This window comes from Neisseria macacae ATCC 33926, assembly GCF_022749495.1.
In the GTDB taxonomy this organism is placed as follows: domain Bacteria; phylum Pseudomonadota; class Gammaproteobacteria; order Burkholderiales; family Neisseriaceae; genus Neisseria; species Neisseria macacae.
On sequence record NZ_CP094241.1, the window covers coordinates 2,489,617 to 2,511,283 of the forward strand.

The window sequence follows — 21,667 nt, forward strand, 5'->3', positions numbered from 1 at the left end:
GAAGCAACGTGAAAATTAAAAAACAAAATATATACATTACTATGCTTTATACGATGGTTACCGCCTACATGCTGGGGCCGATGCTGTCGTATAAGCTGGGGATTCCGCGTATCGACAATCCGCTGACCCTCTTGCTGGTGCCTGCCACCCTGCTGATTTTTTTCATAGAAAACAAAACATTCAACAGCAAGGCAGGACTCATGCTGATGGCGGTCGGGCTGATGACCGGCTGGAGCGCAATCCATCTGTTCATCACGCCCTTGGATTCGGTCAGGGTCATGGATACCTTTTTCTTCCTGTCGGTCGCCGGCTTGTTTTACCTGCTGTATCTGATTTTGAGCCGACACGAAAACCCCTTGCGCTTCGTACGCAGGCTGTTGGTTTACTTTTGCGCCTTTATCATTATTCCGCCCGTTATCGAGGTGTTGACCGGCATCCAGTTTGTCAAATCAGACGAAATTTTGGCGATTGAGGCCGGCGTGATTAAAGGCTTTTTCTTCAACCCCAACAACTTGGGTACGACCGCCCTCTTCTTCGCACCTGCCGTGTTGATATTTTTCAATATCGGCGTCAACAAGAGGGAATATTTGTTCGGCTGGATTTTATTTTTGAGTTTGGGCGCGATTGTTTTCGCCAGCGCATCGCGTACGGCGACGATGAGTTACATCATTTTGTTTATCCTGAACTTGATTTACCGTAACAACGGGCTGTTTACGCTGATGACCATAGGCGTTACAGGCGCAGGCTTGTCGATGATTCCGAAACAGTACATTGCCGATTTCCTGCTCTCGATGCACGGCAATGCCTTTTTGGAAAACATTTCTTCCCGCCTGTATTTGTTCCTGTTCAATTTGGAGAGCGACAACTCGGTCGGCTACCGCCAAGAAATTTACAACTACTTCTGGAGCAATCCGCCGCTTTTGCTTTACGGCTACGGCCCTAAAAACTTTCAGGAATACTTCGGCGGGCATTTGAGCGACAGCCTCGGTTTTGAAAATCCGCACAGTTTCATCATCGAACTGTATTTGGGCTTCGGCATGATTTCCTTAATCGGCTTCATCTGTTACATCATTTGGTATGCAGTGAACGTCTTTTTAAGCCAAAACCTGCGGAACAAACAAAAAGCCATCGGCTTGGCGGCAATCGGCCTGTTTATTTTGGGCGGCTTCATCCCGTCCACCATTTTGCGTATGCCCTTCCTCTGGCTGCCCTGCTTTTTGATTTTCCTGTACAGCGTCCTGCCGCAGCGCGATACGGCATATAACGCGTACCGATACACCCCTTGATAGAAAACATGATATGAAAAAAATTGTTTTGACTACTTCCATGTCCGGCCTCGGCGGCACTGAAAATGCGACCTTCCGCTTAGGACGGTTGCTCAGGCAGCGCGGCCACGAGGTCGTCCTTGCCTCTTCCGATGGCCCGCTCATCAAAGAAGCCCAAGCCTTGGGCATCCAATGGCGTCCGATTGATTTTTATCAGGGCGGCATCTTGGGCTACATCAAAGGCATGTTCGCCTACATGAAGATGTTGAAACAAGAAAAACCCGACATCATCCACTGCCAAATGGCGCGTATCGTTCCCGCCTGTGCCATCGCGGCGAAAATCTCTTCGCCGAAAACCAAAGTGTTCTACCACGCGCGCGGTTTGGATGCCGAAACTTATCCGAAAATCGCCAAACTTTTCGACAAACTGGGTGTATACATCATCGGCAACTGCAGGCACGAACAGGAAAAACTCATCCGCCACGGCTTCCCCGCCAACCGCATCACCTACACCTACAACGCCCTGCACAAAGCCGATTACGTTCCTGAAAAAACCGCCAAAGACTACGTCATGCTCGGCACGCTGTCGCGCTTGGATACCGTCCGCGCCGTGCATGTGATGCTGGACATCTTTAAGAAAATGGTTGACCGCAATATGCCCGTACGCCTGAACGTAGCGGGCATAGGCGAAGAGATGGACAATCTGAAAGCGCAAGCAAAACGCCTGGGCATAGACGACAAAGTCACCTTCCTCGGCGGCGTGCGCGATTTGACCGGCTATTTCAAAGACGTGGATATTTTGGTGAACACGCCGCACTGCATCGGTGACCACGGCGCAGGCGTCGGCAACAACATCCTTGAAGCCGGCCTCTACGACACGCCCGTCGTGACCTACAACATGGGCGGCATTTCCGAAATGGTCATTACCGGCGAAACCGGATACTGTTTCCCCTTCGGCGAAGACGAAGCCTTTATCGAAGCCGTCGATCAACTCATCAAGCAGCCCGAGTTGCGCGAAAAGATGGGCAAAGCCCTGCATAAACACGTTGAGACCTTGTGTTCCGATGATGAAATCTATCGCACCACAATGGCCGCTTACGATATGTGAGGTCGTCTGAAAATATGAACATCACCATCGTCGCCCCCTACTGTTCGCTGCCGTCCGAGCCGCATTTCAACCGCTTCTGGTATCTCGCCGAGCTGTTGTCACAGTCTCATGATGTATTGCTGATTACCAGCAATTTCAAACACTACGACAAATCTTTCAGACGACCTGAAGATGCCGAATCTGCCTCGCAAGGTCGTCTGAAAGTCATGCTGCTGGAAGAGAGCGGCTACGGCAAAAACGTCTCGCTGGACCGCGTCAAAAGCCATCATGTGTTCGTCAAACATTTTGAGCAATGGCTGAACAACTGCCGTCCGGGCGAACAAGACGTCGTCTTTTCCGCCTATCCGCTGATCGCCACCAACCTGCTTTTGGGCGAACACAAAGCGCGTTTGGGCTACAAGCTGATTATCGACGTGCAGGACGTATGGCCGGAATCCTTCTCCTCGGTCATGCCGTTTTTGAAAAAAATCCCGCACAACCTGCTGCCCTTCTCCTCCCGCGCCAACCGTGCCTACCGCTACGCCGACGCGCTGGTCGCCGTATCGCAGACCTACCTCGACCGCGCCAAAGAAGCCAATCCGAACGTACCCGGCGAAGTCGTCTATATCGGTGCGGATTTTCCGAAACTCGATGCCGCGCCGGCAAAAGACTTTGGCGACGACAAAACCCGCTTCTTCTACTTGGGTACGCTCAGTTACAGCTATGACGTAGAAACCGTGTGCAAAGGCGTTCGGAAACTGTTGGACGACGGCGAAAATGTAGAGCTGCACATCATGGGCGGCGGCCCCGATTTGGACAGGCTCAAACAATACGCCTGCGACGGTATTAAGTTTTACGGCTACATCCCCTACGCCGAAATGATGTCGGTCGCCAAAGGCTGCGACATCTCCGTCAACGCCATCCATTCCTACGCCATGCAGTCGATTACCAACAAACTGTCCGACTACATGGCATTGCAAAAACCGATTTTAAACAGCCAGGTCAATGACGAAGTTGCCGAAGTTCTCACCCTGCTGCCGCACGCGGACTACCGTTCCGGCGATGTAGACAGCTTCGTCCAAGCCGCCAAAGACATTCTGGCGCGCAAAAACGACCCCGTTCAATCCGACGAAATCGTCCGCCGTTTCAAGCGCGATGTGGCGTACCAAAAAATCGTCAACCTGATTGAAAGATTAGCCCATGAGTAAATTCTTCAAACGCCTGTTTGACATCATCGCCTCCGCCTCAGGACTGATTTTCCTCTCGCCCGTATTTTTGATTTTGATATACCTCATCCGCAAAAACTTGGGCGAACCGGTATTCTTCACCCAAGAGCGGCCGGGCAAAGACGGCAAACCGTTCAAAATGATCAAGTTCCGCTCCATGCGCGATGCGGTCGACCAAGACGGCAACCCGCTGCCCGACAGCGAGCGGCTGACCCCTTTCGGCAAGAAACTGCGCGCGACGAGCTTGGACGAACTTCCTGAGCTTTGGAACGTTCTAAAAGGAGAGATGAGCCTGGTCGGCCCGCGTCCGCTGTTGATGAGCTACCTGCCGCTTTACAACGAATTTCAAAACCGACGCCACGAAATGAGGCCCGGCGTAACCGGTTGGGCGCAGGTCAACGGGCGCAACGCGCTTTCGTGGGACGAAAAGTTCGCACACGATATTTGGTATATCGACCATTACAGTTTTTGGCTGGATATGAAAATCCTGTTTCTGACAGTCAAAAAAGTCTTTATCAAAGAAGGTATTTCGGCTGAGGGAGAAGCCACCATGCCCTATTTCACAGGAAATGACACTGATGCGAAAAAATAACGTACTCATCCTTTCCGCGGGAAGGCGCGTTGAATTGGTACAGGATTTTCAAACCGAAGCGGCCAAGTTTTCAGACGACGTCAAGATTTTGACGACGGATTTGGTGCCGCGTATGTCCTCCGCCTGCCACGTTTCGGACGGTTCGTTTGAAGTGCCGCTGATTAGCGCCGATTCATATATCGACAGCATTTTCGATCTGGCGGTACGCGAAAACATCGGTTTAATCATCCCGACCATAGACACCGAACTACAAAAGCTGGCAGACGAGCGCGAACGCTTCGAAGCGGCAGGCATCCACATCGTCGTTTCCGACTCGGACTTCATCGCGCAATGCCGCGACAAACGGAAAACCGCCAGCTTGTTTGCCCGCTACGGCATACGTTCGCCCGAAATTTACGACCGCGAGAAGTTGGTTTTCCCTTGCTTCGCCAAACCCTACGACGGCAGCCGCGCCATCGGGGCCAAACGGATCGACACGCCAGCCTGCCTGACGCCTGAAATCGTGGACGACCCCAAGCTGATGTTCTGCGAGCTTATCGACATCGAAAACGAATTTTCCGAATTTACCGTCGATATGTATTACGACCATGAAAGTCGTCTGAAATGCGCCATCCCGCGAAAACGCTTGGAAGTGCGTTCCGGCGAAGTCAGCAAAGGCATTACCCGCAAAAACAGCCTCTACCAAACGCTGCTGGAAAAAATGGCGGTATTGGAAGGCGCGCGCGGCTGCATCACGGCGCAGTTCTTCTGCAACGAAGAAACCGGCGAATTCTACGGCGTGGAAATCAACCCCCGCTTCGGCGGCGGCTTCCCGCTGACGTATGCCGCGGGCGGCAATTACCCGGGCTGGCTGATGCACGAATACTTCCGCAACGAAGAAATCCCGTTTTCAGACGACTGGGAAAACAACCTCATCATGCTGCGCTACGATGCCAAGGTCTTGGTTCATGAAAACGATTAATCCCGAAACCGCCGTCATTGTCTTCGACTTGGACGATACGCTGTACTCGGAATACGAATACAAACTCTCCGGCATCCGTGCAATCGTCGATACCGTTGCCACCCTGTATCCCGATTGGGATTCAGACGACCTATGGCGCAGTATCGACCCCGACGGTAAAGACTGGCTGGACAAGTTGTGCCGCCACTGCGGTTTCAACGAATCGGAAAAACAGGTTCTTCTGTGGCAATACCGGCTGCACCGCCCGACGCTGACGCCGTATGCCCCGCATGATTTCCTGTCCAAGCTGACCGCGCCCTTCGCCGCACGCGCGCTGATTACCGACGGCAGAAGCTTGACCCAACGCTTGAAGCTGGAAGCCTTGGGGCTGTATTCCCTGTTTGACGACATCCTCGTCTCCGAAGCCTGCGCTTCGGAAAAGCCCGACGGCAAACGCTTCCGCTATTTACAAGACAAATATGCCGAAAAGGCAGACTGTTTCATCTACATCGGCGACAACCTTTCCAAAGACTTCATCGCGCCGAACGCTTTGGGCTGGATCACCATAGGGCTGCATCCGTCCGAGCACAATATTCACCACCACTTACCCGAAAACTTTAACAAAGAACACCATCCCGATGCGTGGATCAGCTCCCTGCAGGATTTGGCGCAGCTGATTGCCCCTTCGGACTGTTCAACAAAATCACACATTAGCTGATAAAACAAAAAGGACTCTCACATGACAAAAATATTATTCATGGGACGTAAACGGCTTTCCGCCAACCTGCTCCGGCTCTTATCCTCACAAAACGGCATCGAAATCGTCGGCGTACTGACCGACAGCCACCTGCAAGGCTCGCCGACGGCCGCCGCCGCCAAAGAATTGGGCTTGCCGCTCTACACTTTCGACACCGCCTTGGAAGCAATGAAAGAAGGTCGTCTGAAATACGACTTGGGCTTGTCCGTACTCTACTGGCGCAAACTGCGCGACGAATTCCTGACCGTCCCGCGCTTGGGTACGATCAACTTCCACCCGGCCCTGTTACCCGAATACAAAGGCACGGGCGGCTACAACCTCGCCATCATGGACGAATTGTCCGAATGGGGCAGCACCGCCCACTACGTCGATGCCTCCATCGACACCGGCGAAATCATCGAAGTGGACCGCTTCCCCATTGATTCTTCTGCCGAAACCGCCCAATCGCTCGAACGCAAAACCATGCAGGCATTGGAGCCGTTTGCACAACGCATTATCGCCCGCGCCGTCGAAGCGCAAGCCAAACTGCCGACCACGCCCAACATCGGCGGCCGCTACGTCAGCCGTGATGAAATGGAAGCCATGAAGCAAATCCGTGACGGCGATGATGTCGAGAAAAAAATCCGCGCGTTCTGGTTCCCGCCTTACGACGGCGCATACGTCGAAATCGACGGTCAAAAATACACCTTAATCAATCGCCAACTGCTGGAAGAAGTCGCCCCCAAAGACTCCACCAGCCTTTTCGCAGGAAAAGCCAATGCTTAACACATCCCTCTCCCCGTGGCCGAGCTTCACCCAAGAAGAAGCCGATGCCGTTTCCAAAGTCCTGCTGTCCAACAAAGTCAACTATTGGACGGGCACCGAATGCCGCGAATTTGAAAAAGAATTCGCCACCTTCGCCGGTACGCAATACGCCGTCGCCCTTTCCAACGGCACGCTGGCACTCGATGTCGCGCTTAAAGCAATGGGCATCGGCGCAGGCGACGATGTCATCGTTACCTCGCGCACCTTCCTCGCCTCCGCTTCCTGCATCGTTACCGCAGGCGCAAACCCCGTGTTCGCCGACGTGGATTTAAACAGCCAAAATATCAGCGCGGAAACCATCAAAGCCGTGCTGACGCCGAATACCAAAGCCATCATCGTCGTCCACCTCGCCGGTATGCCTGCCGAAATGGACGGCATCATGGACTTGGCAAAAGAACATGATTTATGGGTTATCGAAGACTGCGCCCAAGCGCACGGCGCGAAATACAAAGGCAAATCCGTCGGCTCCATCGGACACGTCGGCGCATGGTCGTTCTGCCAAGACAAAATCATGACCACCGGCGGCGAAGGCGGCATGGTCACCACCAACGACAAAGAGCTGTGGAGCAAAATGTGGTCGTACAAAGACCACGGCAAAAGCTATGACGCCGTGTACCACCGCGAACACGCACCCGGCTTCCGCTGGCTGCACGAAAGTTTCGGCACCAACTGGCGCATGATGGAAATGCAGGCAGTCATCGGCCGCATCCAGCTCAAACGCATGCCCGAATGGACGGCACGCCGCCAAGCGCACGCCGCCAAACTGGCAGAAAGCTTGGGCAAGTTCGCCAGCATCCGCCTGATTGAAGTCGCCGACTACATCGAACACGCGCAATACAAGTTCTACGCCTTCGTCAAACCCGAACACCTCAAAGAAGGCTGGACGCGCGACCGCATCGTCAGCGAACTGAACGCGCGCAAAGTCCCCTGCTATCAAGGCAGCTGCTCCGAAGTCTATTTGGAAAAAGCCTTCGACAACACGCCGTGGCGTCCGAAAGAGCGGCTGAAAAACGCCGTCCAACTGGGCGACACCAGCCTGATGTTCTTGGTGCACCCGACGCTGACCGACGACGAAATCGCATTCTGCAAAGAACACATCGAAGCTGTGTTGGCAGAAGCCACAGCATAAAGTACAAACCGCCGCGCCCGTCTCATCGGGACGGCGGCGGTTTACCGCTTCAGCCGAATAAAAAAGGGAACCGGCAAGCAGCCGACACATACGGAAAACCAATGCTCCGTAGCAACAAACGTCTTTTCAGACGACCTTTGCATGACCGGGGTCGTCTGAAACCCACCCACAACATTATTCAGAACATACCAAAATGAATTTGGAAACCCTGTTATCCCTGCCCCGCAACGTCAAGAAAACCTTCTTCGTCATCCACGACGTTTTGATGATTTTTATCGCCTTTTGGTTTGCGCAAAGCCTCCGAGTCCAATACTCCGACGAATGGGCAAGCATGGCGAACTGGCTTGCCTTCGGCTCGACCGCCTTTTTGACCATCGCCCTGTTTGTCAGACTGGGGCTGTACCGCGCCGTTACCCGCTTCGTCAGCACCCGCGTCCTGACCGCCGCCGCTTTCGGCAGCTTGATTTCGGCAGTCTTGTTCTGCCTGACCACCTTGGTTTTCGAACGCAAACTGCACCTTGCCCTGCCCGTCGTTTATTTCTTGCTGCTGGTCGTCTGCATCACCAGTTCGCGCATGATTCTGCGCGCCATCCTAACCGACCGGCACAAAAAACAAATGGCGCCCGTCATCATTTACGGCGCAGGACAATCCGGCCGCCAACTGCTGGAAGCCATCAAACAGGTCAACGAATATTCCGCCGTCGCCTTTGTGGACGACAACCCCAAAATCCGCCGCACCGTCATCTACGACCTGACCGTCTATGGTCCTGAAGACATCCAATCGCTCATCGACCGCTACGGTGTGGAAAAAATCCTGCTCGCCATCCCCAGCTCCACTCAGGAAGAACGCCGCCGCATCATCCAAAGCCTCGAAAAATACAAATGCGAAGTGCTGACCATCCCCGGCATGAAAGACTTAGTGGACGGCAAAATCAAAGTCAGCGCGCTGAAAAAAATCTCCGTCGTCGATTTGCTCGGCCGCGACCCCGTCGCTCCGCGCCCCGAACTCATGGGCGCGGACATTACCGGCAAAACCGTGATGGTGACAGGAGCGGGCGGTTCCATCGGCTCCGAACTCTGCCGCCAAATCCTGAAATGCCGCCCGTCCAAATTACTGCTGTTCGAACTGTCCGAGTTCTCCCTGTACAGCATAGACAAAGAATTGCGCGAAACTCAGGCAGCCGCCGGCAGTCAAATCGAAGTCGTCCCCCTGCTCGGCTCCGTGCAAAACAAAGAACGCCTGATCAGTGTCATGACCGCGTACGGCGTTGAAACCGTCTATCATGCCGCCTACAAACACGTCCCCATGGTCGAGTTCAACACCGTCGAAGGCATCCGCAACAACGTCTTCGGCACGCTCTTGTGCGCCCAAGCCGCCGTCGAATCCGGCGTCAGCACCTTCGTACTCATCTCCACCGACAAAGCCGTGCGCCCGACCAACACCATGGGCGCCAGCAAACGCATGGCAGAACTCTGCCTGCAGGCACTCGCCGCCGAACCCGGCCAACACACCCGCTTCTGCATGGTGCGTTTTGGCAACGTTTTAGGCTCCTCCGGCTCCGTCGTCCCCGTGTTTGAAAAACAAATCGCCGAAGGCGGCCCCATCACCCTGACTCACCAAGACATCACCCGCTACTTCATGACCATCCCCGAAGCCGCCCAACTCGTCATTCAAGCGGGCGCGATGGGCAAAGGCGGCGACGTATTCGTGTTGGATATGGGCGAATCTGTTAAAATCATTGACTTAGCCAAACAAATGATTACGCTTAGCGGCCTGAAATTGAAAGATGCCCAACATCCCGACGGCGATATCGAAATTAAAATTACAGGACTACGTCCGGGCGAAAAACTTTACGAAGAGTTGCTCATCGGAGACGAAGTGCAAAAAACCACTCATCCCCGAATTATGACCGCCAGCGAAGTAATGCTGCCATGGGCGCAATTAAATGACATAATTATGCGTATGGACTTAGCGTGCTCAAATTCAGACCAACAAACCCTGCGCGCCCTGCTGCTCGAAGCCCCCGCCGGCTTTAATCCCAAAGACGATATTTGCGATTTGGTTTGGCAGCAGACACATTAAATACCCGACCGACAAAGCAAAACATTCCACAAAAAGGTCGTCTGAAAGTTTTCAGACGACCCCGATAAGACTGACAAGGATACCGACATGAAAAAACAGCTTGCCCTCATCAGCCTGTCCCTGATGGCACTGACCGCCTGCAACAGCAGCACCGTCATTCCCGGCTCCACCATCAACACACGCAACAAAACCATCGTTTACGAAAACGGCGAAACCGTAGCAGACACCAAATTCGACAAGCGCGTCGCCATCTATCCGATCACCTTCGGCCTCGTTGAAAAAATGCGCAAACCGCCAGTGTTGTCACAAAACAACGGTGCGCTTGAGCGCAGCAAAGCCGCCTACCGCTACCATATCGGCAAAGGCGACGTATTGAACATCATGGTCTGGGCGCACACCGACCTCAATTCGCCCGTACAACAAAGCAACCCGCAAACCAACCAAGTCAGCCGTGGCGCATGGGTGGACGAAGGCGGCTACATCACCTATCCGCTGGTCGGCAAAATCCAAGCGCAAGGCAAGACCATAGACGAGCTGCAAAACATCCTGACAGGTCGTCTGAAACGCTATCTTAAAAATCCCCAAGTCGCCATCAACGTAACCGAATTCCGCTCGCAACGCGTATCCGTTTCCGGCGCCGTCGGACAAGCAGGACAACTGCCGATTACCAACGTCCCCATGACCATCCTCGATGCCGTCAACCAAGCGGGCGGCGTGGCGCAAAATGCCGACACCCACAACATCAAATGGACGCACAACGGCGTTGACCGCACCATCTCCCTGCAAAACATCATGCAGTACGGCGATATGTCGCAAAACCACCTCTTAAGCAACGGCGACATCGTTTACGTTCCGAACAACAGCAACAGCAAAGTATACGTTATGGGCGAAGTCGGCCGCCAAGCCACCCTGCCTATCGGCAACCACGGCCTGAACCTCACTCAAGCCTTGGGTGAAACCGGTGGCATGAACCAAGCCTTGGCAGACGCAACCGGCGTCTTCGTCATCCGCCGTGCGCCCGAAGATGCGGCCAAACCTATCCACATTTACCAACTTAACCTGAAAGACGCGACCGCTTACGCCTTGGGCAGCGACTTCGACCTGCGTCCGAACGACGTTGTTTATGTGACTGCCGCCCCGGTTACCCGTTGGAACCGCGTAGTGTCGCAATTGACCAGCTTCTTCAGCAACGTCAACGCCATCGACAACACGTTCAAATAACCTGACGGCGCCTGACAGCACCTGCTGTCAGGCAAAACGGCAGGCCGGTTATTTATCGTCTGACGACATATAAACAAAACCCTTTCAGACCGACCAAATATCCGACCTCAAACCTTTTTATCATGATTTGACCCTATACAAGAAAAAAATACCGCTTCTCTTATGTTTCAAAATATTTTAGTAGTATGCATGGGAAATATCTGCCGCTCCCCGATAGCGGAGCGCATCTTGCAGAAAAAGCTGCCCGGACACCGTGTCAGTTCGGCCGGCATCAACGCATTGGCGGGAAAAGATGCCGACTTCCAAGCCATTAAAACCGCCCTTAAACACGGCGTAGTCGTTGCCGGACACACCGCCCGCCAACTGACCCCTGAAATGTGCAATGCAGCAGACCTGATTTTGGTGATGGAGCCGGCCCATATCGATATGGTTGCCGACATCCTGCCTTCCGCGCGCGGGAAAACCATCCTGCTCGCCCAATGGCTGCCCAAGAAAAACATACCCGACCCGTTCAAACAAAGCAGCGAAATGTTTGAAGCCGTATTCCAACAAATACAAAGCGCAGCCGAGACTTGGGCTGAAAAATTGAACGGACCAACCCCGGCATAACACTCACTTACGCCGGATTCAATCAATTAAATCCAAACAGAAAGCCTACTGATGTATAAACAATATCCGTCATCAGCATCCTCCAACAACGACGAAATCGATTTCGGCCAACAACTGCACAATTTGTGGCTGCACAAATCCAAAATTGCCACCGCACTGATTGCGGGCGGCTTGCTCGGTGCTGTTTTCAGCTTTGCGTCCACGCCTGTCTACCGCGCCGACGCCATGTTGGAAATCGAAACCAAACAAAACCAGATTCTGACCGAAATCAACAACATGCTTTCCAACGAGCCGGCGCCTTCCGAAGCCGAAATCGAATTGGTCCAATCCCGCATGGTTATAGGCAAAACCGTTGACGAGCTTCAGCTTGACCAAGAAGTCAAAGCCACCTACTTCCCGGTTTTCGGCAACATGATTCACAACCTCAGCGGCAACGATGATCCGATTTTGAAAATCGGTACATTTACCGTTTCCGAAGAATGGATCAACAAACCCTTCAAACTGACCGTCAAAGACAGCAAAAACTATATCCTGACGCTCCCGAACGGTACAGCCAAAGAAGGCCGCGTCGGCACTCCGCTGAAAATCAATAACGAAACCGTTCTGAAAGTCGACCAAATCCTTGCCGAAACAGAGCAGGATTTCGAGTTGACCAAGTTTTCCAAGCTCAGCGCCATCGAAAACATCAAAAACCAACTCTCAGTCATCAGCAAAGGCAAAACCAGCCCCATCATCAACCTTGCCTACACCGATGTTGATCCGAAAAAAACCAGCGCCGTCCTCAACAGCATCGCCGACAACTACGTCGCGCAAAACCGCGAACGCGACATTCAAGTCGCCTCCAGCGGCTTGGCGTTCATCAGCGAAGAATTGCCTCGTCTGAAAGAAACCCTGCAAGAAGCAGAAAACAAACTCAATGCTTACCGCGAACGCGCAGGTTCGCTCGACATTCCGCTTGAGTCCAAAGGCGCGCTTGAAAGCCTGACCAGCATCGAAACCCAAATCACCCTGCTCAAAACCGAAGAAGCAGGCTTAGCGGAACTGTATACTCCGGAACACCCTTCCTATAAAGCCGTTTTGGACAAACTGGCGGTACTCGAACGCGCCAAGAGCAAAATCAACCAGCAAATCGCCGGCCTGCCCAACACCCAACAGGAAGTCATCCGCCTGACCCGCGACGTAGAAACCAACCAAGCGACCTACGTCCAACTCTTGGCGAAACAACAAGAACTCAACATCATGAAAGCCAGTGCGCAAGGCAATGTCCGCGTCGTTGACCATGCCTACACGCCGGAACAACCGATCGCCCCGCGTAAAGCCGTCATTACCGCATTAAGCGCACTTGCCGCAGGCGCACTCGCCTCCATGTGGGTCATGCTGCAAGGCCGTATGCGCCGAGGCATCACGTCGTCTGAAGAGATTGAAAACCTCAATCTCGAAGTCGCCGCCCTCGTACCCTACTCCAAAACCCAGCAAAAACGCGACCTATTGAAACGCAAATTCAAATCCCTGACCGGCCGCTCCAATTATCTGCTGGCAAACGAGGATGCCTCCGACGTCGCCGTCGAAGCCATCCGCGCCCTGCGTACCAACATCTACTTCTCCATGCTGGATGCGCGCAACAATGTCCTCATGATTACCGGTGCGGCTCCGGAAGCGGGCAAATCCTTTATTTCCGCCAACCTCGCCACCGTAATGGCACAATCAGGCAAACGCGTATTGCTGATCGATACCGATATGCGTAAAGGCTATTTGGACCAACTGTTCAAACTGACGCCCGAATACGGCTTGGCAGACATCCTTTCCGGCCATGTCTCCCCTGCCAAAGCCGTCTGTGAAACGCGGATTGAAAACCTGCACCTCATCAGCAACGGAGGTTATCCTAAAAATCCATCCGAGCTGCTGATGGACAGCCGCTTCACAGAATTGCTGGCAAACGCCCAAAAACGTTACGACTACGTGATTATCGACACCCCGCCTGTCCTCGCAGTGACCGACGCAACCATCGTCGGACAGCTGGCAGGTACGGTTCTGCTGGTCAGCCGCTACGGCAACACTACCACCAGAGAGCTTGAAATCAGTGCCGACCGTCTGCGTCAGAACAAGATCAATATCAAAGGCGTCATCCTGAACGGCATGAAGCGCGAAGCCAACAGTATGTATGACTACTACGCCTACCACTCTCCGCAGGATAGTAAGAAACCGGTTAAAAAAGAAGCGCCGGAAAACAAAGCTTAAAGCTGAAAACCAGCTATTTTCTGCCCAAGAGGTCGTCTGAAACGGAAAAATCAAGTTTCAGACGACCTTTTGTCATGCCTTTCAACAGATGCGATAAAAATCATCTTATTTGCGCTTAAGCAAGATAACGGCGTACCGATTTAAAGTTCGCCCCCTAGATTCACTGTACAATACCCCATCCCTTCCAATCTTCAGATTGTTGTAAACAAAAGACAGCCCCCAGTTTCCTTTACAATCCATTGAAACTGACACAGCCTGCCAATCCACGCCAAACCGACCGCACCCTCTGCCCATCGCCGCCTGCACCCGGTTGCCACCTGAGACGATAAGAATTTATCTTATTGTTTATATTTAAAATTTCCAACACATCCAAACCACCATATTTTTATTGGACTTCCATACCGCACAATATTAAGAGAAAATATAACTAACTGTATTTATTCCATTTACCGCCATTGCAAATAACTACCGATATTCTCGTCATATCATTAACAATAAATTACAGAAAACAGTATAATAACCAACCTAGTCCCTTTTCCCATTTCATCTTATGACTGCAGTACCCGACTCTTCCCGTACGCTCTCTGTCAAGCCGGCAAACAGAATGACCGCCGACACAGTCAGCCCTGCACTGCTGCCCCAACAAGCAGCAGGCAATCGGTACGCCGGTACTGCCTATCAAGTCAACAAAATCACCTATGCCTCCGGTCTGACACGCCTGGCCACAGCGCCCAAGCCGCAACCCAAACCTGTCGAGCTGACACCTGAAGAAGAATTCTCGCTATTGCAAAACAGCGAGCAGCAAGGCATTCCGACCGAACACCACTTATCTGCCTATACCCGCCTGGCCGAAGCAGGAATGCCGGAAGCGCAGCACGTCCTGATGCGCTTTTACCAAGAGCGCAACGAACCCCAAATGTACCACTGGGCGCAGCTTGCCTCAGCGCAAAACTCCGCCGAAGCCCAATACTGCCTTGCCTACCGCCACAGCCTGAAGCCTGATTTTGAAAGCGCAATCAAGTTGTACCGACAAGCGGCGGAACAAGGATTTGCCCCTGCACATTGGCAATTGGGAAAAATGTACTACCGCGGTATCGGCATGAAAGCCGACCCAGCCCAAGCCGAAATCCATTTACGGCAGGCAGCGGAAGCAGGGGTTATCGCCGCACAAGTTATGTTGGGCGACTTGCTTGCCGCGCAAAATCAGGCGGAATCCATGACCTGGTATCGGAAAGCCGCCGCAAAAGGCAGCGGGGACGCCGCCGCCGCTTTGGCGCAGCACAGCCTGACAGGCAAACTGACCGGACGCGATCCGCTCCAAGCCATGCGCCACACCCGTTTCGCCGCAGACCGACGCCATCCGGAGGCCTTGCGCATTATGGGCGACCTCTACCGCTACGGACTCGGCGTCAAAGCCGACCCGCACGCAGCGCACGACTATTACCACCGTGCCGCAACACTCGGCTGCGCCACCGCCATCCAAAAGCTGCTCAGCGATGCCGCGCTGCACAACCCCCAACAGTATGAACAAATCCGGGAAGCCGCCCTGTTTTTCCAAAAAACGGAACAAACCTTCCGCAATGCCGAAGCATGCCATTACGGCATAGGGACGGCGGTGGATTACGACCGTGCCAGAAAACTTTATCTGGAAGCCGCCGAATTCCATCACAAAAATGCCGCTGCCGCTTTGGGCAAATTGTATTATTACGGACAAGGCGTCGAACCCAATTTCCAATCTGCCGCCCACTGGTTTGAAATCGCGGCGGAACAAGGCCATACCGAGGCGCAATACTATCTGGCACGACTCTATTACCACGGGCAAGGTGTCTCCAGCCATATTCCCACTGCCTGCCGCTGGTTGCAGGCAGCCATCAGTGGCTGTTATGAAAATCCCGATGCCTTGCGCCCCCTGTTGGCAAAATGGCAGAAGGAAGCAAGCCGTTAAACCTGACGGCATCCCGCTATAAAATCCAAACTTATATAGTGAATTAAATTTAAATCAGGACAAGGCGAGGCACCGCCGTACTGGTTTAAAGTTAATCCACTATAAAACAAATGGCTCTAGACCAACAGAAATACTCTGTTAGACTAGAGCCAATCGTTTTCAGACGACCTCTACAGACAAATCAACATCAGTCAGCAAAATCATCCACCTTGCTGCACTATCCCTATCCGAGGAAACCCCATGCGCGCCGTTATTCAAAAAGTAAGCCATGCCCAAGTTGATGTCCTGAGCGAAGGACACCGAGAAACCAGCGGCAAAATCAATCACGGCTTTTTGATTCTTTTAGGCATTACACACGATGACAACGAGACCGATGCCTCCTATATCGCCGACAAAATAGCCAATCTGCGCATTTTTGAAGATGAAGCCGGAAAATTGAATCTGTCGCTTAAAGACACGGGCGGCTCAGTCTTGCTCGTTTCACAGTTCACTCTCTACGCCGATGCGCGCAGCGGTCGCCGCCCCTCTTTTTCCGAAGCCGCCCCTGCCCGGCAGGCAGAATCCCTGTATCAACGCACCGCCGAATTATTGCGCGCCCACGGTCTGACGGTAGAAACCGGCCGCTTCCAAACCCATATGCAGGTTTCACTCTGCAATGACGGTCCTGTCACCTTGTTGCTGGATTCCAAAAAACTGTTTTAAAACAAACACGATCAACCGCATGTTGACCAAAATTCAGATAAGCCAGCGAAGGCTTAGGGTAAAAATATAGTCAATTAAAATCAAAATAGGACAGTAACGCATCGTCAAATCGGGCGTAATCAGACAATACGGTTCGCAGATACCGCTTAATATTCGCCCACACCTTCTCAATCGGGTTGAGCTCAGGTGAATAAGGTGCAAGAGGCAATACCTTATGTCCCCATTTTTCCGCCATTTCCCGTAAGACACCCATACGGTGAAATCGCGCATTATCTAAAATAATCACCGATTTTTGAGTCAATGCGGGCAGTAGGCATTGCTGAAACCACGCTTCAAAAAAGACTCCGGTCATCGTATTTTGATAAACCATCGGAGCAATCAGCCGGTTGCCGACTTGTGCGGACACCAGAGATAAGCGTCGGTATCTTTTTCCACTTATCTGCGCTTTCACTATTTGCCCTTTCGGGCTGCGGGCATAGGGGCGGAACAGGTAGCGGTCAAATCCTGTTTCATCCAAATAAACACGTTGGTAGTCGGGAAATTCGGCCAGCTGTGTCAAATAATGCGTCACTTTGGCCGGGTCTTGTTCTTTGTAAGTGGTGGTCTTTTTTTGCGCGTCATCCCCATCTGTTTGAGTGCATAGCAAACGGCGGCTGGCGTACAATCAAAATGTTTGGCGATTTCATGTAGATAGGCATCCTGGTGTTGCTCAACATATTGAGCCAGTTTTTGCCTATCCAATTTGACGGCATTTAGACCGGTGACTTGATGTTTTAGGCTGCCTGTTTGCTTTTTAAGGCGAATCCACAGGTAAAGCGTGTTTCTTGACAAGTTAAACGTTGCTGCGGTTTGGCTGATGTTTTTGCATTGTTCGTAATAGTTTAAAGCTTTGTTTCTTAAGTCCGCAGAGTATGCCATGGTTAGACCTTCAAAGTTGAGTATTGTACTATTTTATTTTTAATTGACTATATAGTGGATTAACTTTAAACCAGTACGGCGTTGCCTCGCCTTGTCCTGATTTAAAGTTAATCCACTATAACGCTGGGGTCGTCTGAAAAGCTTATTCGTGGTTGCGCGTGTGCCAGAAGTAGCGCCACACGAAGCAGGGGAAGGCGAATATCAGATAGAGGCAGACTACGGTGGCGTAAAACTCCCAGTCTTGATGCTGTACCGCACCGGCACGGGATTCGAGGATGTAGGCGAGGACGGCGGTCAAGATGAAGCCTGCCGCCAATTCGACGAGATGATGCCCGAAATGTTTGCGCTTGAGCGGGAACACGCCGAAAAATTTGGTGGTAATGAAAGGGACATTGGCGAAGATGAGCGCCAATATCAAAAGGATGTACATGGATGCGGTCATGATGGTGTGTCTTTCTGTTTTCAGACGACCTCTTTGATTCAAAGGGTCGTCTGAAAAAACAATCTTGGGCTGCGTATCTTAACAAAAACGGCAGCCTCTGACACGGCTGCCGTTTCGGTTTATCGCCTTACAAAGTGTTTTCCAAAGCCTTTGCGCACCAGTCAATCATCGTTTGCGGCATAACGCCCCACAAAACCAACAAGAACGCATTGACGCTCAGGAAGAATTTGGCGGCATAGTTGCTGCCGATGGGTTGGTCATGGGTGGGTTCGTCGAAATACATGACTTTAACCACGCGCAGGTAGTAGAACGCGCCGATTAAGGACATAACGACCGCGAAGACCGACAACCAAACGTAATGGAATTTCAGCAACACCATGATGACGCCGAATTTGGCGTAGAAGCCCATCAGCGGCGGAATGCCTGCCATAGAGAACATGACCAGCAGCATCAGTAAGGCAAACCAAGCATGACGTTGGTTCAAGCCTGCCAAATCTTTGATTTCTTCACACTCGATATTGTCGGTGGACAATACCATCAATATGCCGAAGCCCGCAGCCGCCATCAAAGCGTAAGTAATGGCGTAATACAGACCCGCAGTAGAGCCGATTGAGCCTGCCATAAACGCCAGCAGGATAAAGCCCATGTGCGACACAGTCGAATAGGCAAGCATCCGCTTGATATTGGTCTGCATAATCGCGGCAAGATTACCGACCACAAGCGACGCAACGGCAAGGACGGCAAACATAGGCGCCCAGTATTGATGCACTTCACCAAAACCGGTAACCAAAATACGGAAGGCAAAGACGACGGCGGCGATTTTCGGCGCCGTACCCACAAACGCGGCGACGGATGTCGGCGCGCCGTGGTACACGTCGGGCACCCACATATGAAACGGCACCGCGCCCAGTTTGAACGCTACCGCCACAACGATAAACACCAGCCCCAGTTTCAACAGCCATTCGTTGGCAAGTTCGCTATAAGACGACGCCAAAACAGTGGCGAATTCGAGCGAACCCGTCGCGCCGTACACCATCGAAATGCCGTAGAGCAGCAGGCCGGAAGCCAGCGCACCCAAGACGAAATATTTGAGCGCGGCTTCGGCGGAACGGCCGGAATCGCGGCGCAGCGCAATCATGGCGTAAAGCGACAGCGACAAAAGTTCCAGACCGATATAGGCGGTCAGGAAATGCGCCGCGCTCACCATCACGCTCATGCCTAACAGGGCAAACAGCGACAGGGTATAAAACTCGCCTTTAAAAATACCGCGCGCCTGATTGTACGGTTTGCTGTAAATAAACAGCCCGAAGGTCAATCCGTACAACACCAGCTTGGACAGGCGCGACATACCGTCGGCGATATACATCCCGTGAAACGCCAGCGTACTGCCCTGCTCCCACACTGCCAGCTGCGTAACCGCTACGATAATAACGGTTCCCAAGCTCATCAGATGGGTCAGATAGCGGTTTTCATCGCTAACCCACAAATCTGCCAGCAATACGGCAATCAGCAGCGCAAACAGCACGATTTCGGGCATGGCAGGCATTAAGTTCAAATCAATCAAGTTCATTCGCACACCTCAAATCTTGCTTTGCGCCACATGGGCAATCAAATCGTTTGCCGCCTGATGCACCACTTCGATAAACGCCTGCGGATACAGGCCCATACCCAATACCGCAACCGCCAAAATCGCCAGAATCGCAAATTCGCGGCAGTTGATGTCTTTCATATCGGCAACGTGCGGATTGCCGACCGCGCCGAAAATCACGCGCTTATACATCCACAACGTGTAAGACGCACCATAAATCAGCGTCAGTGCTGCCAGCGCGCCTACCCAGAAATTCACTTTGACCGCGCCCATAATCACCATAAACTCGCCCACGAAGCCCGAAGTCGCCGGCAGACCCGCATTTGCCATCGCAAACAGCATCATAAACGCCGCAAACTTGGGCATCACGTTTACCACGCCGCCGTAATCGGCGATATTGCGCGTGTGCAGGCGGTCGTACATCACGCCGATACACATAAACATCGCCGCCGACACGAAGCCGTGCGAAATCATCTGAATGACCGCGCCTTTCAACGCCCAGTCGTTCAACTGGCCGTTAATGAACAAGAACATCCCCAAGGTAACGAAACCCATATGGCTGATGGACGAATACGCCACCAGTTTTTTCATATCGGTCTGCACCAACGCGACCATACCGATGTAAATCACCGCAATCAGGCTCAACACGATGATGACCGGCGCGAAATAGCGCGACGCGTCGGGCAGAATCGGCAGGATGAAGCGCAAAAAGCCGTATGCGCCCAATTTCAGCGTAATCGCCGCCAACACCATCGAACCGCCGGTCGGCGCCTCAACGTGGGCATCCGGCAGCCAAGTGTGCACGGGGAACATCGGCACTTTCACCGCAAACGACAGGAAAAACGCCACAAACAAAAGCTGTTGTACGCCCAGCGGAATCTGTTTGATGTTTTGGAAATCCTCAATCGAAAAGCCGCCCGCCTGGTAAGACAGATACACAATCGCCACCAGCATCAGCAACGAACCCATCAGCGTATAGAGAAACAGCTTCACCGACGCATACACGCGGCGCGGACCGCCCCACACGCCGATAATCAGGTACAGCGGAATCAGCATACCCTCGAAGAACACATAAAACAGCAGGGCATCCCGCGCTGAAAACGCGCCGTTAATCAGGCCCGACATGATTAAAAACGCCGCCATATACTGCGCCGGACGCTTCTGAATCACTTCCCAACCCGCCAGCACCACCATCAGCGTGATAAACGCGTTCAGAATGACAAACAGCACCGAAATACCGTCCACACCCAGCGAATAGTTGATTCGCAAAAGCGGAATCCACTCGTGGAACTCAGTAAACTGATAGCCGCCGCTCAAACGGTCGAAACCCGTAAACAAGGGCAGCGTTACCAAGAAACCGGCAAGCGCACCGATTAAAGCGAGCACGCGGGCAAGCGGCGCACGGCTGTCCGGCCCCGTCGCCAAAACCAGCACGCCCGCAGCGATGGGTATCCATATTGCCAAGCTGAGTAGGTAGTTGGAAAACATAGTGGTTAACCTGTGGTTAAAATAAAAATATAGTTGTATGGGTTGGTTTTTCAGACGACGTTTTAAGAGGTCGTCTGAAAAAGGTTTGTTCAGGCTTCTGCTATTTATCTCAAGCTAATTCTGCCGAATCTTCCAGCCGTAGGTCGGATTCTCGAATCCGACACGCTGTACTATTTTCTTTTTCATGTCGGATACAAGTATCCGACCTACAACTTGAATGGTTTTCTTTTTCAGACGACCTCAAACGCTGCCTTCTTTCTCGATCACCAAAATCCGCGCTTCGCCGCACGGATGGGCGACGTGTTCCGTGCCGATTCCTGCGTAGAAGATATCGCCGCTTTTCAACCGAACGATGCGTTCTTCGCCGTTTTCTCGGTAGTGCATATCTACTTCGCCGTCCATCACGGCAAACACTTCCTCGCCGTCGTTGACGTGCCATTTGTAGGGCTGGTCCGTCCAGTGCAGGCGCACGGTGGTGCCGTTCATATTGGCGATGTCGAGTGCGCCCCATGCGTGGGAAGCGGTAAATTCGGTGGAGCGGATGGTTTGTGTGTCGGGCATTTTCGCGTCTCTTTGATTCTGTATTTAGATAAACCTGTCGATACAACTTTTATTAAATCCCGTCATTCCCGC

Annotated in this window: 19 protein-coding genes; 14 read left to right on the top strand and 5 right to left on the bottom strand. The window is 52.6% G+C overall.

Going from position 1 to position 21,667, the window contains the following annotated elements; genetic code table 11:
- Positions 1 to 8: 8 nt before the first annotated feature.
- From MON40_RS11905 to dtd, 14 genes are all read left to right on the top strand, one after another.
- Positions 9 to 1,286 carry an O-antigen ligase family protein gene (locus MON40_RS11905; RefSeq protein WP_003776183.1) on the top strand — a complete coding sequence of 426 codons (1,278 nt, stop codon included), beginning with the start codon at positions 9 to 11 and terminating at the stop codon, positions 1,284 to 1,286.
- A 13-nt stretch (positions 1,287 to 1,299) separates the two neighbouring features.
- Positions 1,300 to 2,373, top strand: a complete 1,074-nt coding sequence (locus MON40_RS11910) for a glycosyltransferase family 4 protein (RefSeq protein WP_003776181.1) — start codon at positions 1,300 to 1,302, stop codon at positions 2,371 to 2,373.
- A 14-nt stretch (positions 2,374 to 2,387) separates the two neighbouring features.
- Positions 2,388 to 3,560: a glycosyltransferase gene (locus MON40_RS11915; protein WP_242925920.1), complete on the top strand. Its 1,173-nt coding sequence runs from the start codon at positions 2,388 to 2,390 to the stop codon at positions 3,558 to 3,560.
- Positions 3,553 to 4,170, top strand: a complete 618-nt coding sequence (locus MON40_RS11920; RefSeq protein ID WP_003759473.1) for a sugar transferase — start codon at positions 3,553 to 3,555, stop codon at positions 4,168 to 4,170. Before MON40_RS11915 ends, MON40_RS11920 begins: the two co-directional genes overlap by 8 nt.
- Entirely contained in the window at positions 4,157 to 5,131 is a 975-nt protein-coding gene (locus MON40_RS11925) for an ATP-grasp domain-containing protein (protein WP_003776174.1), read from the top strand. Before MON40_RS11920 ends, MON40_RS11925 begins: the two co-directional genes overlap by 14 nt.
- Positions 5,118 to 5,828, top strand: coding sequence for an HAD family hydrolase (locus MON40_RS11930; RefSeq protein ID WP_003776172.1), 711 nt, complete (start codon positions 5,118 to 5,120; stop codon positions 5,826 to 5,828). The genes MON40_RS11925 and MON40_RS11930 overlap by 14 nt, the downstream gene beginning before the upstream one ends.
- 21 nt (positions 5,829 to 5,849) lie before the next feature.
- On the top strand, positions 5,850 to 6,632 hold the full coding sequence (locus tag MON40_RS11935) for a formyltransferase family protein (RefSeq protein ID WP_003776170.1): 783 nt from the start codon (positions 5,850 to 5,852) through the stop codon (positions 6,630 to 6,632).
- On the top strand, positions 6,625 to 7,800 hold the full coding sequence (locus tag MON40_RS11940) for a DegT/DnrJ/EryC1/StrS family aminotransferase (RefSeq protein WP_003776169.1): 1,176 nt from the start codon (positions 6,625 to 6,627) through the stop codon (positions 7,798 to 7,800). The genes MON40_RS11935 and MON40_RS11940 overlap by 8 nt, the downstream gene beginning before the upstream one ends.
- Before the next feature lie 193 nt (positions 7,801 to 7,993).
- The gene (locus tag MON40_RS11945; RefSeq protein ID WP_242925921.1) at positions 7,994 to 9,883 is read left to right on the top strand and encodes a polysaccharide biosynthesis protein; all 1,890 of its coding nucleotides are present in this window, start codon (positions 7,994 to 7,996) and stop codon (positions 9,881 to 9,883) included.
- Positions 9,884 to 9,970: 87 nt separating this feature from the next.
- Positions 9,971 to 11,104, top strand: coding sequence for a polysaccharide export protein (locus MON40_RS11950; RefSeq protein WP_003776166.1), 1,134 nt, complete (start codon positions 9,971 to 9,973; stop codon positions 11,102 to 11,104).
- 162 nt (positions 11,105 to 11,266) lie between these two features.
- Positions 11,267 to 11,713, top strand: a complete 447-nt coding sequence (locus MON40_RS11955; protein ID WP_003759455.1) for an arsenate reductase/protein-tyrosine-phosphatase family protein — start codon at positions 11,267 to 11,269, stop codon at positions 11,711 to 11,713.
- Between the two features lie 51 nt (positions 11,714 to 11,764).
- Complete coding sequence (locus MON40_RS11960) at positions 11,765 to 13,951, top strand: polysaccharide biosynthesis tyrosine autokinase (protein WP_003776163.1); 2,187 nt, start codon at positions 11,765 to 11,767, stop codon at positions 13,949 to 13,951.
- A 550-nt stretch (positions 13,952 to 14,501) separates the two neighbouring features.
- Positions 14,502 to 15,896 (top strand): tetratricopeptide repeat protein, encoded by a 1,395-nt coding sequence (locus MON40_RS11965; RefSeq protein WP_050797960.1) that lies wholly within the window; start codon positions 14,502 to 14,504, stop codon positions 15,894 to 15,896.
- A gap of 240 nt (positions 15,897 to 16,136) precedes the next feature.
- On the top strand, positions 16,137 to 16,598 hold the full coding sequence (gene dtd / locus MON40_RS11970; RefSeq protein WP_003776157.1) for a D-aminoacyl-tRNA deacylase: 462 nt from the start codon (positions 16,137 to 16,139) through the stop codon (positions 16,596 to 16,598).
- Between the two features lie 70 nt (positions 16,599 to 16,668).
- On the opposite strand, the gene MON40_RS11975 is transcribed toward dtd, so the two are convergent.
- The 5 genes from MON40_RS11975 to MON40_RS11995 form a co-directional block, all read right to left on the bottom strand.
- Positions 16,669 to 17,516, bottom strand: a protein-coding gene (locus MON40_RS11975; RefSeq protein ID WP_242925872.1) for an IS630 family transposase whose coding sequence is annotated in 2 segments (ribosomal slippage) — positions 16,669 to 17,201 and positions 17,201 to 17,516 — 849 coding nt in all. Because the reading frame shifts where the segments join, the coding sequence is not laid out codon by codon here.
- 142 nt (positions 17,517 to 17,658) lie between these two features.
- Positions 17,659 to 17,958 (bottom strand): DUF2818 family protein, encoded by a 300-nt coding sequence (locus tag MON40_RS11980; protein ID WP_039862702.1) that lies wholly within the window; start codon positions 17,956 to 17,958, stop codon positions 17,659 to 17,661.
- A gap of 127 nt (positions 17,959 to 18,085) precedes the next feature.
- Entirely contained in the window at positions 18,086 to 19,528 is a 1,443-nt protein-coding gene (gene nuoN, locus MON40_RS11985) for an NADH-quinone oxidoreductase subunit NuoN (protein ID WP_003776153.1), read from the bottom strand.
- Between the two features lie 9 nt (positions 19,529 to 19,537).
- Positions 19,538 to 21,034, bottom strand: coding sequence for an NADH-quinone oxidoreductase subunit M (locus MON40_RS11990; RefSeq protein ID WP_003776152.1), 1,497 nt, complete (start codon positions 21,032 to 21,034; stop codon positions 19,538 to 19,540).
- A gap of 240 nt (positions 21,035 to 21,274) precedes the next feature.
- Positions 21,275 to 21,595 (bottom strand): cupin domain-containing protein, encoded by a 321-nt coding sequence (locus MON40_RS11995; protein WP_003776150.1) that lies wholly within the window; start codon positions 21,593 to 21,595, stop codon positions 21,275 to 21,277.
- Positions 21,596 to 21,667 lie beyond the last annotated feature (72 nt).

Coding starts and splice junctions, on each gene's coding strand:
- MON40_RS11910 (WP_003776181.1), top strand. CDS start 1,300: ATGAAAAAAATTGTTTTGACTACTTCCATGTCCGGCCTCGGCGGCACT.
- MON40_RS11915 (WP_242925920.1), top strand. CDS start 2,388: ATGAACATCACCATCGTCGCCCCCTACTGTTCGCTGCCGTCCGAGCCG.
- MON40_RS11920 (WP_003759473.1), top strand. CDS start 3,553: ATGAGTAAATTCTTCAAACGCCTGTTTGACATCATCGCCTCCGCCTCA.
- MON40_RS11925 (WP_003776174.1), top strand. CDS start 4,157: ATGCGAAAAAATAACGTACTCATCCTTTCCGCGGGAAGGCGCGTTGAA.
- MON40_RS11930 (WP_003776172.1), top strand. CDS start 5,118: ATGAAAACGATTAATCCCGAAACCGCCGTCATTGTCTTCGACTTGGAC.
- MON40_RS11935 (WP_003776170.1), top strand. CDS start 5,850: ATGACAAAAATATTATTCATGGGACGTAAACGGCTTTCCGCCAACCTG.
- MON40_RS11940 (WP_003776169.1), top strand. CDS start 6,625: ATGCTTAACACATCCCTCTCCCCGTGGCCGAGCTTCACCCAAGAAGAA.
- MON40_RS11945 (WP_242925921.1), top strand. CDS start 7,994: ATGAATTTGGAAACCCTGTTATCCCTGCCCCGCAACGTCAAGAAAACC.
- MON40_RS11950 (WP_003776166.1), top strand. CDS start 9,971: ATGAAAAAACAGCTTGCCCTCATCAGCCTGTCCCTGATGGCACTGACC.
- MON40_RS11955 (WP_003759455.1), top strand. CDS start 11,267: ATGTTTCAAAATATTTTAGTAGTATGCATGGGAAATATCTGCCGCTCC.
- MON40_RS11960 (WP_003776163.1), top strand. CDS start 11,765: ATGTATAAACAATATCCGTCATCAGCATCCTCCAACAACGACGAAATC.
- MON40_RS11965 (WP_050797960.1), top strand. CDS start 14,502: ATGACTGCAGTACCCGACTCTTCCCGTACGCTCTCTGTCAAGCCGGCA.
- dtd (WP_003776157.1), top strand. CDS start 16,137: ATGCGCGCCGTTATTCAAAAAGTAAGCCATGCCCAAGTTGATGTCCTG.
- MON40_RS11980 (WP_039862702.1), bottom strand. CDS start 17,958: ATGACCGCATCCATGTACATCCTTTTGATATTGGCGCTCATCTTCGCC.
- nuoN (WP_003776153.1), bottom strand. CDS start 19,528: ATGAACTTGATTGATTTGAACTTAATGCCTGCCATGCCCGAAATCGTG.
- MON40_RS11990 (WP_003776152.1), bottom strand. CDS start 21,034: ATGTTTTCCAACTACCTACTCAGCTTGGCAATATGGATACCCATCGCT.
- MON40_RS11995 (WP_003776150.1), bottom strand. CDS start 21,595: ATGCCCGACACACAAACCATCCGCTCCACCGAATTTACCGCTTCCCAC.